This window comes from Neobacillus cucumis (genome assembly GCF_002860255.1).
GTDB classification, from domain to species: Bacteria; Bacillota; Bacilli; order Bacillales; family Cytobacillaceae; genus Neobacillus; species Neobacillus cucumis_A.
In genome coordinates this window covers 35496-50306 of record NZ_PGVE01000094.1, presented here as the reverse complement: position 1 = coordinate 50306, position 14811 = coordinate 35496, and the positions used below count along the sequence as shown (strand labels likewise).

Genomic DNA, 14811 nt, shown 5'->3' with positions numbered 1-14811 from the left:
GAAATGTTTATTTAGAAAAAAAGTAAGAAGAAAGCGTGATGCTATCTTCTATTATTTCATCAAATACTATCATAAGAAAAGTTTCATATTCAATATGGTTATCACTAAAATACTTTGAAAAATTACACCAACATTCGTAAATTCGTAGACAAACGCAGGCAACAAATTCAAAGATCTTTATTCCATTCGATTTGCAACTCGGCCACCAATTTCAATTCTACTGTGGAGAGAAGGATATTATTCTACAGGGTTGAACACAACGCATATTCATCTTCTGCAATAAACCTTCTACCGGCCGCTTGCGGTTGATACAAGCATATCTGATAAATTACGGAAAAATGTCGTCAGAAGAGTTTCATATATTTCCATTTCTTCACAATGCAACAGTGGCGCTTACTTTGGTAGTGATACTTAGTCATGGCAATATTCAAAAAAATAGCAGCAATTAGATTGAAAATTCCCAACTTTCCTGAATGATATTGCTACAGATCAAATCACTAAAGTTCCTAATTATTATTGCATTTTATTTTTAATACCTTAGCTGGAATTCCTCCTACAATTACATTGGAGGGAACATCTTTAGTTAAAGCTGCGTTTGCGCCGATTTCGCAATTATCTCCAACATTTATGTCTCCTACTACTTTAGCCCCTGCATAAATTGTTACATTATTACCTATCCGAGGGTATTTATCATCAGCAGCACCATTTTTATTAAATTTGCTGTCCCTTCCTACCCCGATTGTTACCTGATGATAGATAATGCAGTTATCACCAATAATTACTCCTGCACCTATAACAATTCCATCTCCATGTGCTATAAAAAAATTTTTTCCTATTATAGCCTGGGGGGCAATTTCAACACCAGTAATAACCCTATTTAAAGCCGATATAAAATTAGCAACTTTAACAAAACCTATGTTATAAAGTTTGTTTGAAAGACGGAACAAACGAATTGCGTTCCAATTCATTGCGAATATACTCATATCAATTCTCCTAAAATATAATGAGTAAATTATAACCAATAAGTGGTTCTTATTCTTAAATAATTAAAACACAGCCAAATGAACAGTTTATACATTAAATATTCGTATAATTCTTTCTTAATTGGAAAATACCACACGAACTTTCCTTTGGTAGAACCGAGCTGGAAAACAGTAGTGGAAAGCGAGGTATATAAAAGAAATCCCCTTCCACAAAAACCAAACACAACCTAATATTTACAGGAGTTTTTATGTGTCCTCAATTAATAGAGAGTTTAAGGTCACTATTCCCTTAGAATTTTAATAAGGAATATTGTTTCTTAAAGTAGTTTGGATAATCTCCACTTATGATTTTCTCCCACCACCACTTGTTATCTAAATACCATTGAATAGTTTGAGCAATTCCAGTTTCAAAGGTATAGGTAGGTTTCCACCCTAGCCTCTCTAGTTTAGTAGGGTCAATTGCGTACCTCTTATCATGACCTAGACGATCTGTAACAAATTCAATTAACTCTTCTGACTTGCCTAGAGTGCTAATAATAGTTTTAACAACATCTAAATTTGTTCTCTCATTGTGACCGCCAACATTATATACTTCTCCATTAACTCCTTCATGTAAGACGAGGTCTATTGCTGCACAGTGGTCTAGAACATGTAACCAATCTCTTACGTTTTTTCCAACCCCATAAACAGGCACCTTTTCATCATTTAACACACGTGAAATTGTTAGAGGAATTAACTTCTCTGGAAAATGAAACGGCCCATAGTTGTTTGAACAACGAGTAATATTCACCGGTAACCCGAATGTTTCATGATATGATCTTACCATGAAGTCAGAGGATGCCTTACTTGCACTATAAGGGCTATTTGGTTGTAAAGGAGATTCCTCCGTAAAGAATGTAGTTGGATCAAAATCTAATTCACCATATACCTCATCTGTTGAAACATGGACAAATTTAGTTACACCTATTTTTTTTGCTGCATCAAGTAACACCTGTGTCCCTAGCACATTCGTACGGACAAAGATTTCGGGTTCATTAATAGAACGGTCCACATGACTTTCGGCTGCAAAATGAGCGACATAATCGAACTTTTCTTTTTCAAAAAGAGACATAATAATATCCCGGTCAGCAATATCTCCTTTTACAAAAAAATAATTTCCTTTACTTTCAATATCTCGATGTTTCGTTAGGTCCCCCGCATATGTTAACAAGTCTAAATTATATATGTCAAATTGGGGGTATTTATTAACCATATACTGAACAAAATTTCCACCAATAAAACCTGCTCCACCAGTTACAAGAATCTTTTTTCTGGTCATTATTTCACCTCATGTTGTAATACATTTAAATATTGCCTAAAGAATCCTAGCCAAGTCGGTAATAAATCAAACTCATTATCTTTTTGTTTAAACATTCTAGAACTTTTTGGAAGTACTATTTACTTTTTATAAAAATTGATTCTTCAATTTCATCCCATGTTAAAAAAATACGATGATTATCTTCTTCAACTAATTGTTTTCCAGTTTGTACTTCAATAAACTCCAAGTCTTTTACAGCTTTTACTGCATGCTTTATTCCAACAGAGATTTCTACTATATCTCCAGGCCTAATTACCCTAAACACATCATTTAGAAGAAGAACCCCTTCTCCCTTCACGATAGTCCATACTTCTCTACGTTGGTTATGATATTGATAACTCAAATTTTGACCTGCTGAAATGTTTATTCTTTTTGTTAACACTTCTGTTTGATCGTCATATTTTGTATAATCAAGTACTCTATACCACCCCCATCGACGTTCTTCATACATCGGTCTTTGTTCCAAGTTTCCAACTACTTCTTTAACACGAGGACTTGCTTCCTTATCTGAAACTAAAATACCATCAGGACTAACGGCGACAATTATATTGGATAATCCTAGTACTGAAACCGGTATATCCAATTCATTTATTATATGTGTATTATGAGAGTCCCAACTTTTATTAGCTCTCCCAATAATTTCAGTCCTCATTTCTTCTGTTAATGTATTCCATGTACCTAAGTCCTTCCAATCCCCATCATATGGTATGGCAATAATATTTCTTGTTTTCTCTACTACTTCATAGTCAAAGCTTATTTTTGGAAGAAGAGAATATTTTACTAAAAGCTCCTCGTAATCAGTTGGTAACCCTTTTTCTTCTAACAAGGAAATTATTTTATTTAATTTTAAAGCAAAGACCCCACAATTCCATAGAGCTTTTCGCTCTATTAGCAATTTAGCATCTTCTGACTTTGGTTTTTCTTTAAAATGACTAACTTTAATTACATTATTATTTAACTTCTCTCCTTCCGGTACAATATATCCGTATTTTTCTGATGGATACGTTGGCTGAACCCCGATTAGAGCAAGATCGTTTGTAGATGATTTTAAAATGTCTTCCAAATCTAGTAATCTTGCAAAAAATTCATCTTCAACAAATGGGTCAACTGGTAAGACTCCAACCACTTCCTCTCGGTCTGTACCATCGATGGAATATAAGTAAGATGCAGCTAGAGCTATTGCTGGAAATGTGTCTCTTCTTTCCGGTTCCACAATAATAGAAACATTTTTACCAATCTGACTTTGTAACATTTCTACCTGAGTTTTACTTGTAGCAATAACTGCATTTTCAGATAAACCTAATCTATCTAATTGTCTCCAGACTCTTTGGATCATAGATTCCAATCCGTTTTGTTCTTCACGCAAGACTTTCAAAAACTGTTTTGACCGTGCATCATTTGATAATGGCCATAGTCTTCTCCCAGACCCGCCAGATAATAAAACTAGTTTCATAGTTCCTCCCAATAAATAATTCAATTGTATATATAAAAATTTTACTCTAATCAAAATATAATTAGCTGCTTTTCAATACTGATAATAAATGAACAAATATTATAAAGATTTTCATCTTAAATAATATATACAAAACTTCTATTAAGAAAGAAATGGCTGACAGCTTTCCCACACTAATAAACAAAAAAATAAGTTACTTATATCTTTAGTAACTTTCCAAATTAGTTCAAGTTTATTTCATTAACTTTCTTTCTAAATTCAAATTCCACAATTTCTTGTAGTTTTTTCTTAAAAGAATTTTCAGAGAATCTTAATGCATTTTTTCGGCAAATTTCCGAATCAAACAAATAAATATTTTTCTCAAATTCTAGTACAGATTCTATAATACTTTCGGCAGTCTGTTGATTAAAGTGTAATCCAGTAGGCTGTTTACAAGAACCCATACCTTTTACTGTTTCCAGAGCCCCCCCTTTTCCATATGCAATTACAGGTGTACCACAAGCCTGAGCTTCAACAGGTGTAATTCCAAAATCCTCTTCTGCAGCAAAAACAAATGCTTTAGCTTTCTGCATATAATCTTTTAAAATATCAAATGGTTGATATCCAAGTAATTTAATATTTTTACCAGCCTTTTGTTTTATTTTATTAAAATCAGGTCCGTCACCAATAACAACTAACTCTTTGTCTGGCATTCTACTAAAGGCATCAACAATTATATCTATTTTCTTATAGGGCACCATACGGGAAGCGGTCAAATAAAAATCTGATTTATTCCTGTTTAAAGTAAAACTCGAAACATTAACTGGAGGGTATATTACTTCTGCTTTACGCCTGTAAACCTTCCAGATTCTCCTAGATATAAAATTAGAATTGGACAGAAATAAATCAACACCATTAGCTGTACGGTAATCCCAATCTCTCATTTTATAAAGAAGTAACTTTGCAGCAAGCCCTTTTATTCCTTTTGTTAAGTTTGAGTCCCTCAAATACTGATGTTGAAGGTCCCATGCATATCTAATAGGTGAATGAACATAAGAAATATGCAGTTGGTCAGGTCCTGTTATTACTCCTTTTGCAACTGCATGTGAACTTGAAATAACAACATCAAATTTAGATAAATCCAGCTGCTCAATTGCAAACGGCATTAAAGGTAAGTAGCTCCTATATTTCCTCTTTGCCATAGGGAGATTCTGTATAAAAGTTGTTTTTACCTTTTTATTTTTTAAAAACCCCCTTTTCTCAGGTTCAATAAAATCTACAACACTAAATAAATCAGCATCAGGATATAGGTCTAACATTTGTTCTAAAACCTTCTCAGCCCCTGCATAGGTTACTAACCAATCATGTACTATTGCTATTTTCAATGTCAGCCCTCACTTTGTTTATGTCTAATGTCATTTAAATCACATTGAAGTAACAATTCTGTACACTTCTTCTACCTTTTGTGATGTCCTTTGAATCGTAAATGACTGTTTTACACTGTTCTCAGCATTAATAATAATATTTTGACACAAAAACTGATCTTTAAGGAGGTGCAAAATATTATCACTTAAAGTTTTAACATCTCCCACTTCATATAATAAACCATTATATTTATCCTTTATTATTTCTGGAACTCCTCCAGAGTTTGTTGCGATAACTGGAACCCCTTGTGACATTCCCTCTATAATTACTCGCCCAAACGGTTCATTATTTGAACATAGTAATAAAATGTCAGAAGCACAGCATATATCTATTACATCATTACGAAACCCTGTGAAAACTACTCGATTTTTTAGACCTAATTTTTGTACAAGGTTAACTAAATTATCCTTATACAAAACATTTTCATCTCTAAACTTGGCTTCTCCAACAACCCATAGATATACATCTTCTCCTTTATCAAATAATGTTTTAGCTGATTTAATAGCATCCTCTTGCCTTTTCCAAGGTGCTATTTGTCCCACAACAACAATTACTTTACTATTTAATGGAGTATTAAATTCATTTCTAATTTTTTTACGTAATCTTTCTTTTTCTACCTCTTCCTTTTTTTCTATTTTGACTCCATTATGGATTAAATAAGACTTATTCTTAAGTGAAATACTACTAATTCCTTCAATAACAGGCTGAGAAATTCCTATTAAAGCTTTAATAGTTTTTTCTCCAAGAAAGGTTATTAATTTCCCTACTAATCCCTTAGGAGGTATATCCCTGACATGCCAAATTACAGGAACTTTGTGATAGAAAATAAAAATTGATGCCATTATCCCTGCTCTCAATGAATTTGCATGAACTAGGTCAATCTTGTTTGTCTTTATGGCTTTAGAAACTTGATATCCCCCATAAATTGTGCCCAAAATACCCTTTAATATCTGAAAAGGATTCTTTGATAATCTAGCCCGGTAACTCTTAATTTTAACAACTTGGATTTTTGACTTAATTGCTCTATCTATTAATTCTCCTTCTGGGGCAAATATAACAGGAGTTGTTACACTAAGGTTCTTAGCTGTAAGTAACATACTTATTTCTGCACCACTAATCTCACTTGTATGATTATAAAATCCTACTCTCATTTTTTTATCATATCCATTTTCTCTTTGATTGCTATTTTAAATATATTGGTTACAGATGTTTCTACATGTTTCCACGTATAGTTATCCATAACATATTTTCTACATTCTTCACGATTTGGGATAGTTGTTTCTTTGTTTAAAATGGAAATCAACTTAGTTGATATGGATTCCGGAGAACTATCATTGAACAAAAGATTTCTATCAAAAGATTCAAGTATTTCTTTTGTACCACCATAAGGTGTTCCTAATACTGGAGTACCACACGCAAGAGATTCCACAGTCACCAAACCAAACCCTTCCAATGTAACTGTAGGGACTATGGAAAAATCTGCCGCTTGATAATAGCTAACTAAATCTTCATCAGATAGTCTCCCAACCATGCTTACGTAATCCTCTAATCCACATTCTTTTATTAAGGACTTTAATTCTGCTTCAAGAGGACCCTGACCAGCAATAAACAACCTTGTATCAGGAAATTGATTAATAACATCTTTCATTGCTTGTATTAGATTACCGATACCCATTCGACGCATTAACCTTCTTGCGCAAAAAATAAATGTTTGGTCTTCTAATATACCTAATTTCTGTCTAAGAATATTTCTTTTTGTTGAAGGCTTAAATACTTCAGTATCTACTGCACCTGGGACAATATAAATTTTTTCTTTATCTATATTATAGTCGTTACACAATATCTCTTGAAAATAAGAACTCAAAACTATAAACTTATCAGATCTTTTATAAGCAATATTTTCAACCATTTCCTTTGATTCATTTTTGATTCTATCAATTATATTTTTGTGTTTATCCTCAGCAATACCTTCTTGTGCCCAAGGGCCATGGAAATGTGTTACTATTGGAACATGCTTAGGTAGGATTCCTCTTGTTACAAGTGATGAATATAAAGCAAAATGTGGATTAAAGACATCATAATTATTTTTTGACATCTTTTTTTGAACTAGCTTTCTAAATGATTGGGTTCTATTGATAATTGAAGGGTTAGAATCACCTTCTGTAACATTTGAAACGTTTAGTTGTGTTTCAATTTTTCTACTGTCCGTTGTTACAATTGCTTCTATATCATGGACTCTTGACATTACGTTTAAATAATCCGCAAAATAGCGGTTTAAACCGCCTGGAACATGGTCAAACCAACCCATTCCTGTTGATAAAATCTTCAATATACTCACCTCTTAAACAAAAAATCACTATTTAATAAATTTTAGTACTCTATTTTTAATGTGTAAGAAATCTTCTTTAAGAATAAATAATTTAGGAACAGAAACTTTTAAAATTAATGGAAAACAGATTAGAACTAATAATATTCTTGAACAACTTGAAATTAAAAATGCAGTACCAACACCATTTAGACCAAGGGAATTTGCAAAAAACATACAAACGGGTATAAATAAAATAAGATTAAATAATTGAAGTAAGGTAACTACTCCAGGCCTATTTAATGACATAAAAGCTTGTGAAAGAATCCAACTTATTGAATTTAATATAGTTGAAATAATTAATATGCGGAGTAATAACAATGCACCACTGAATTCTTCTCCATATAGTATTTTTAATAAAAATGGAGCTAAGATAAAAAGGATAAGACCAAAAATACTAATAATGAAGCCAGCAATTCTCGTGGTTTTAGAAGTTAATTCGATTACAGAATTATTTTCCTCACCAGCTATCATTGGAAATAAAACATCAACTATAGCATTCTGAAAAATATTTACCATTTTGGAAATACTAAAAGCAACCACAAATAATCCCATACTAGATGCCGATAAATATGCAGCTATCAGGATTTGATTGACGTTCTGACTTATAGTATTTAATAAATCCATCCCATATGCCCTGACTCCATAGGATAAAAGATTATTAATATTTTGTTTTAAACCATGGAACGATGGTTTATAACTGTTTAATAATTTGAATATCAAGTAGAGAGTAACAGGAACATTTGGCATTAAATATGCAAATGCAAATGTATAGGGAGAATTTAAATGAAATACTATTAAAATCATTAGGATAAATAATGTACTAAGTGGTATTAAATATAATAATCTATTAAAGATAAAATAATCATTTCTTAATTTTAATACTGGAAGTGAAACAACACTTAATAGACTGAATGGTGTCAAAAACATAAAAAATTGGGATAAATGTATAACCTTTTGGTTATAATTATCAAGCCAGAATGGAATTCCAATATACCCTATAAGAAAAGCAAAAAAACTTAGTATAAGGGCTAAGATTAGACAAGCTGTATACAAACCATTGCTATTCATTTTATTTTTTTTCATATTATAAATTATTGATGCTGGTAACCCTATTGTTAAAGAATAAGAAATCAATTGTGGCCACATGATCATTGCAGCTTGTTCTCCTCTACCTTGAACACCAAGATACCTTGCAGTAAGAACACCGGTAATCAAATTTATTCCAATTATAAATATATTTGTAATTAAAACTTTTATAGCATTGGACATATTACTATTAACTTTATTAAAAGTTTTTATTTTATATATTAGATTCATATTTCCACCTTAATAAGTTTGATGTTTTTTGTTCCCTCAATTTATAAGAATCAAGTAAAAATAACAATTGAGATTCTTATTCTTCTCAGAAAAGTAAAAATACACCAAAATTTAATTACTATGGGATTACTCGTATTTTTTGTAAATAGATTATAGTTTAAAGTTATTTAATATTACTTGGACTTGGCTTGATAAGAATTTATAATCTAACTCCTTCTGAGCAATTTTAATATTCTTGTTTCCCATCTCATAGATTGTATTCATTCCTTGATAATATAAATCTTCAATTTTTTTTGCCAATCTTTTTGGATAATCCTTATCCTTAATTCCGTTATATGGAAGCCTCATTTCCTGGGGTAATAATACCTTGGCTTCTCCAACATCTGTTGAAATAATAAAACGTCCCGCAGCCATATATTCAGCAAGTTTTCCTGTGGTGCGGACGTTTCCTACATTATTATTAGTTTGAGTAGAGATTGCAATATCGAGTAAATTTGTGTATTTATTTAGGCTCTCGTAAGGAACCCTTCCCAGAAAAACAATCCTATCCTTAATATTAAGCTCTTGTACCCTTTTCTTTAAGAAATCTAGGCCATCTCCATCCCCAATGATAACTCCTCTAACAGGAATGTTTTTATTAATAAAAGACATTGACTCAATTAAATCCCATCCATAACACATTTGGTATCGTTTATTATATCTTAGAGTCCCAATTAAACCTACACATAGAGAATTTTCTAACCCTAAATCATTTCTTAAAAAACCCACATCCTCTGGTTTAGATGAGCTAATATTGATTCCATCCCTTATTACGTTTACATTTTTATAACCTAAAGAATTTAGTAACGACTTATGAAAAGTTCCCCGGACAACTATCCTGTCTGATAACTTAATTACCTTATCTTCAACAAACTTAATAATCTTCCTTCCTATCCAAGATGGACGTCCTCTTGTGACTGCTAATTCATAGCCTAGATCCCCTGTGTCAATAATATATGAAGTATTAAAAAACAGCTTATAAATTATTGCAGAAGTTGCACCTGGAATAGCTGTATCAAGAACGTACATTATATCGGGTTTTAACTCATAAAGTTCTTTTAAAAAAGAATAAATACTTTGTAATCTATTACCATTTCGATAGAGATAGTAAATTGAATATTCATTTTCTAAATTTGAAAATAATCCTTTTGCTCGTTGGCAAAGTGCGCTACCTCTGTTAGAATTTATTATTATAGCAATCTTTTTCACAAAAAAATCCCCTTAATTATGATTCCAATAGTTAATTATTTACTAAGACCTTTTTCTTAAAATTTCTAATATAATTTCTTGTTAAATTTAATGTTCTAATAAAAGAAATTACTCCATTTATTCCTTCTTTTCTTATTAAGTGGTACAGATTGTGCATTCTGCTAACTATAAGAAATGCAAAAGCATATAAGTATTTTTTTTCCAAATAATAATAATGCTTATATGTTACGTATATTCTTGAAGCTTCTTTAAAGGGACTATAGTAGTCTCTATTTTCTATGGAAGGAAAATGGTAGTTTACAGCATCCTTACATATTATTATTTTGTAACCCAACTTAATTGCATTCTTTGCTATATCTACTTCATCATAGCCATATATCAATTGCTCATCAAAGGACACATAGTTAAATAGATTTTTTGGAAAAATAGTACTATTAATTACAATTGTTCTGAGGTTTGAAAAATCATTATATCTTACATTCTGATAACCTAAAAAATTTGTATCATTTGGGATCACTAAATGCCCCCTATTATTTTCAATGCCAGTAAATATTTGTTTACCCTTTTCATTGAATTGAAGAATATTTGAAAATATTGTTTCTACAAATTTTTCACCTAAAACAACATCATCATCTATAAATAAAACATGAGTTCCATTAACATATTTAAGAGCGTTATTTCTATTAGAACCCAATCCTTTCTTCGGCCCTTTCACATACTTGACATTTGGAAAAGATTTTACTAAATTCATAGTTTCATTATTTGTACTATCATCAGATACAATAACCTCAAACACTTGTTTAGTTGATAGATAAAGTGAATTTAAGGCATTTTTTAAATCTGAAGGTCTATTTCTCGTACAAATACAAACAGACAAATTAAAGCTACTCATTTGGCACCTCAACAATTTTTCTTTTTGAACTTTTCTCATTGAGAATCTTATTATATAAATCGATCGTAGAATTAAAATTCCTTTCCCAAGTTAAATTCAGAACTTTTTCCCTTGCCTTTAAGCCAAAATCAGAAATAAGCATTGGATTCTCAAGTAAGTATTCTAACTTTTTGGATATATCACCGCTATCCCTTTTTATAAATAAACCATTTTCATTATCATCTATAAGATCTTCTACTCCACCAACCTTTGTAGATAGAATTGCTAGGCCACTTGCAGCGGCTTCATGAACAACTAATGAAAAGGTTTCATAACTAGAGGGAAAAACAAAAATATCTGATATACCGAAATAAGTTTCAGGATTTTTTTGAAAGCCCATAAAAAACACTTTTTTATTTAATTGTTTTTTAATTTTACTTTTATATTTATTAACGTTACCCGAACCCACTACTAATAGATACAAATCGGAGTACTTCTCCCCTATTTTATTAAAAGCCTCAATTACAAAATCTAGTCCTTTTAAAGGCCAGTCGCCTCCCATAAATAAAATAAAATTACCTTTTATCGGAAGTTCTAGTCCTTCTCTTAATCTAAATCTTTCATTAGTACTAAATTTATTAAATTTACTGCTTTCAACTCCATTTGGTATAACATGGATTTTATTTGGACTATAATTATAATTTGCAATAATTTCATTTTTAACAGCATTTGAGACTGCTATTAAATTAGTTGTATTCCTTTCTTTTATACAATAATTTTCAAATAAGAGGGAAATTTTCGTTGATATCCAAGCATTTATTTTTTTAATGTAAGAATTATTATGTTTTACCCTACTATTACCGGTCATTTTCACATAAGATTTATGACAAAGATGGATCGTTGATACTTCAGAATGATTTAATATAATTGCTCCAGTAGTGTGTAAAATATCCACGTCTAATTTTTTTAACAGTAAAGAAGCATATATTAAAAATATATTATATCTTAAAGGAAATGGTTTAAATAACATAGGAATATGAAAATATCTTATATTATTGTTTTCATCAATATCTAAAGAATTAGCTAAAATAAAAAGTTCAACATCAGGTTCTTTGGCTAGCCTAGTAACTAATTCTAATACACAACGATCTGTCCCACCGTCATTACTAATTTTATGAGCGACTATTGCTATTCTTTTTTTTTTGATACTTTGTTCAATATTTGTATTCAATGTTATTTCTCCTATAAGGGTGTAGATATATTCTTTTTCACTGATTTTAATGTCTTTAACCCACTATATCTTGCTTTATATGAAGTTATTAATTTTGTATAAGAAATTTTCCCTTCTTTTGGAAAATACCTTATAAATTGTAGTAAACCAGGATTAGCAGTTGTTCCTATAAATAAACTCCATACAAAATATATACATCTATTTATTTTTTTAAAATTATTATGCAGAATATATGTCTCATTATGGACAGCATTATAAAATGCTTCACTGTTAAATAAATTTCTTTTATCTTCGTCTGATCTAACTCCAGGATAATGATTTACAGCAACTGCAGGATCATACATTAGCTTCCAACCATTTTTTTTTACACTTAGACTAAAATCCATATCATTATAAACTTGAGCCCCACTACCTTTTAGATTGGTATTAAAACTTAATCCCTTAATTGCAGTCATTCTGTAGCTCATATTAGCGCCTTTTAAGACGTCAACTTCTCTAGCTTCACCATATCCTAAATGATGGTTGCCAATCACTCTTCCGAACCACTGTATTTTCCCTACTATCTTTTTATTTCCTATTTCTTTATGTTGACCATGAAAAACCCAATCTCGCCCACCAACTCCCCCTATGCTTAAATCACGTTTGAAATGGCCTTCAATTCTTTCTAACCAATCTGGTAATGGTTCAGTATCATCATCTGTAATAGAGACTATATCTCCTTTTGCATTTCTAATTCCTTTATTCAAGGCAGCAACTTGCCCATGTTCTTTAATGTATACAATATTAATATTTATTTTAGAATTGAATTTTTTTATTAATCTTATTGTCTCTATATCGGTATCTCTAACTACCAAAACAATTTCATCTGGTTTCCTTAATTGTAAATTTAAAGCATTTAGACATCTACTTAAGTCCTTAGCTCGATTATAAGTAGGAATTACTACTGATATCATTTTGTTCATTCCTTTTTAGTATATTAATTATTAGAAGATAGTTGATTAAACTCACAATTTTCTTAAAATAATATTTTTGTTGTTCAAAAAAAGAGAAAAGGAATCTTCATAAGACCTTATCTCTTTTGAAGTTATCTAATCTTTTTGTCTTTTTTAACTCTTTACATCATTAGTTTCCTTTTTTCCAATATCTTGTTTGCTGATAAAGCCTATTAATGTCCAGAAGATAATGCTAACAAGATAAGTACCTCCTCCAGACCACTGACCAATACCGCCTATCAATATTCCGAAAATTGCTAACGAAATAGTGTCTTTTTTTAAATTAATATATTTTAATGCATTACGAAATACTAAGATATATGCTATTAAATAAATAAAACCAATTAAACCAAATCCTACAAGAATATTAGAAATATCAAACTCAGTAGATAAGTTTGAGCCCGATTTTGTAGCGCCTGTAGTTATTGTACCTAACCCATATCCAACAGGATTTTTTAGTGGGGTAATTATTCCACTAAATACTCTTTCTATATGAAGTGAACCAGTATCATCCTCGGCCAAAGGGTTAGTTAACCCAGAAATAATGTGTTCAATATTATTTGCTTGGTCTCCGAATATTTGTGTAGGAATATATCTTAAAGAATTTACAAAAAACACTAATAGAATAAATGCAAAAAAGGTAATTATTAACTTTGTTGACTTCTTATTTTTTGAGAAAATATACATTGAAATCGAAGCAAATATCGTTGTTATTATTATTGTTCTTGTACTCTCAAATATTATTGCCATAAAGGATACAATACATGTTAATATATGAAAATATTTCAACTTACTTTTTAAAATTAAATGCGAAAATGAAATTATGAATGTAATCATACAAAACACTGTATATTCCATTGCACTTGGAAAGGTTCCTATCGCTCTCAAAGACTGACCAATATATAATGCTTGGTACCCTGCAATATCAAACCAAACCTTTTCAAATGGTAAATATCCATAGAATGTTTGATATAAACCGTAGCACGCCACGCTAAACCCAATTATTTCTATTATTTTAAATACCTTTAAGATTTTTTGTTCATCAAAATAGTAATAAGAAATAAAATACCAGCACCATGGAATAATTAAAAATATACTCCCCATAATCCCCGATAACAAACTCCCTCCTAAGGGATTAAAAATTTGTAATACTCCTACTAGTAAAATTATATACATTATTTTTGTGAGGAGATTTTTTTGAAAGACATTCACATACTTTCTATTAAATAGGGTGTAAATAAATAGAATTAGAGTAATTAAGGGTACCACTATTAATAAAAGGTCATATTCTGGCCAGCCTGTTACTGGAATCAATAGGCGTCTAATCAGACCTAAAAAAATTAAATAAATTACTAAAACAGGGAATACATTATATTTAAATCTTAAAGTAATCGCCAAGAGTAAAAAAAACAGTACAAGAAAGTTCAAGTAATTAACAATAGAGGTTTGAGTTGAAGCAAAACCTATTGATAGTGCAGTAATAATAAAAAAAGGAATAAATAGAATATTTTTATAAGAAATCGGTTTATTTAATATATTCACCAACTCACACCTTTACTAGAGTATTCATTCACTTCATAGAATAGG

The 14811-nt window shown here is 30.6% G+C and carries 12 protein-coding genes; all 12 read right to left on the bottom strand.

The features are described from left to right. Window positions 1-506: 506 nt before the first annotated feature. The gene (locus CVD27_RS24955) at window positions 507-983 is read right to left on the bottom strand and encodes a serine O-acetyltransferase (protein WP_101651536.1); all 477 of its coding nucleotides are present in this window, start codon (window positions 981-983) and stop codon (window positions 507-509) included. 289 nt (window positions 984-1272) lie between these two features. After that, on the bottom strand, window positions 1273-2301 hold the full coding sequence (gene rfbB, locus CVD27_RS24950; protein ID WP_101651534.1) for a dTDP-glucose 4,6-dehydratase: 1029 nt from the start codon (window positions 2299-2301) through the stop codon (window positions 1273-1275). 115 nt (window positions 2302-2416) lie between these two features. Then, window positions 2417-3793: a sugar phosphate nucleotidyltransferase gene (locus CVD27_RS24945; protein WP_101651532.1), complete on the bottom strand. Its 1377-nt coding sequence runs from the start codon at window positions 3791-3793 to the stop codon at window positions 2417-2419. Between the two features lie 221 nt (window positions 3794-4014). Beyond that, window positions 4015-5157: a glycosyltransferase family 4 protein gene (locus CVD27_RS24940; protein WP_180960439.1), complete on the bottom strand. Its 1143-nt coding sequence runs from the start codon at window positions 5155-5157 to the stop codon at window positions 4015-4017. Window positions 5158-5196: 39 nt separating this feature from the next. Further along, window positions 5197-6348, bottom strand: coding sequence for a glycosyltransferase family 4 protein (locus CVD27_RS24935; RefSeq protein WP_101651531.1), 1152 nt, complete (start codon window positions 6346-6348; stop codon window positions 5197-5199). Then, on the bottom strand, window positions 6345-7526 hold the full coding sequence (locus CVD27_RS24930) for a glycosyltransferase family 4 protein (RefSeq protein ID WP_101651529.1): 1182 nt from the start codon (window positions 7524-7526) through the stop codon (window positions 6345-6347). Before CVD27_RS24930 ends, CVD27_RS24935 begins: the two co-directional genes overlap by 4 nt. Window positions 7527-7553: 27 nt before the next feature. Continuing rightward, on the bottom strand, window positions 7554-8882 hold the full coding sequence (locus CVD27_RS24925) for a lipopolysaccharide biosynthesis protein (RefSeq protein WP_101651527.1): 1329 nt from the start codon (window positions 8880-8882) through the stop codon (window positions 7554-7556). Between the two features lie 150 nt (window positions 8883-9032). Next, a complete protein-coding gene (locus tag CVD27_RS24920; RefSeq protein WP_101651525.1) occupies window positions 9033-10130 on the bottom strand; it encodes a glycosyltransferase in 1098 nt (365 codons plus the stop codon). A gap of 31 nt (window positions 10131-10161) precedes the next feature. After that, window positions 10162-11022 (bottom strand): glycosyltransferase family 2 protein, encoded by an 861-nt coding sequence (locus CVD27_RS24915; protein ID WP_101651523.1) that lies wholly within the window; start codon window positions 11020-11022, stop codon window positions 10162-10164. Continuing rightward, on the bottom strand, window positions 11015-12232 hold the full coding sequence (locus CVD27_RS24910) for a glycosyltransferase family 4 protein (RefSeq protein ID WP_101651521.1): 1218 nt from the start codon (window positions 12230-12232) through the stop codon (window positions 11015-11017). Before CVD27_RS24910 ends, CVD27_RS24915 begins: the two co-directional genes overlap by 8 nt. A gap of 11 nt (window positions 12233-12243) precedes the next feature. Next, window positions 12244-13185: a glycosyltransferase family 2 protein gene (locus tag CVD27_RS24905; RefSeq protein WP_101651519.1), complete on the bottom strand. Its 942-nt coding sequence runs from the start codon at window positions 13183-13185 to the stop codon at window positions 12244-12246. Between the two features lie 153 nt (window positions 13186-13338). Then, window positions 13339-14766, bottom strand: a complete 1428-nt coding sequence (locus CVD27_RS24900; protein ID WP_101651517.1) for a hypothetical protein — start codon at window positions 14764-14766, stop codon at window positions 13339-13341. Window positions 14767-14811: the final 45 nt, after the last annotated feature.

Coding starts and splice junctions, on each gene's coding strand:
- CVD27_RS24955 (WP_101651536.1), bottom strand. CDS start 983: ATGAGTATATTCGCAATGAATTGGAACGCAATTCGTTTGTTCCGTCTT.
- rfbB (WP_101651534.1), bottom strand. CDS start 2,301: ATGACCAGAAAAAAGATTCTTGTAACTGGTGGAGCAGGTTTTATTGGT.
- CVD27_RS24945 (WP_101651532.1), bottom strand. CDS start 3,793: ATGAAACTAGTTTTATTATCTGGCGGGTCTGGGAGAAGACTATGGCCA.
- CVD27_RS24935 (WP_101651531.1), bottom strand. CDS start 6,348: ATGAGAGTAGGATTTTATAATCATACAAGTGAGATTAGTGGTGCAGAA.
- CVD27_RS24925 (WP_101651527.1), bottom strand. CDS start 8,882: ATGAATCTAATATATAAAATAAAAACTTTTAATAAAGTTAATAGTAAT.
- CVD27_RS24915 (WP_101651523.1), bottom strand. CDS start 11,022: ATGAGTAGCTTTAATTTGTCTGTTTGTATTTGTACGAGAAATAGACCT.
- CVD27_RS24905 (WP_101651519.1), bottom strand. CDS start 13,185: ATGATATCAGTAGTAATTCCTACTTATAATCGAGCTAAGGACTTAAGT.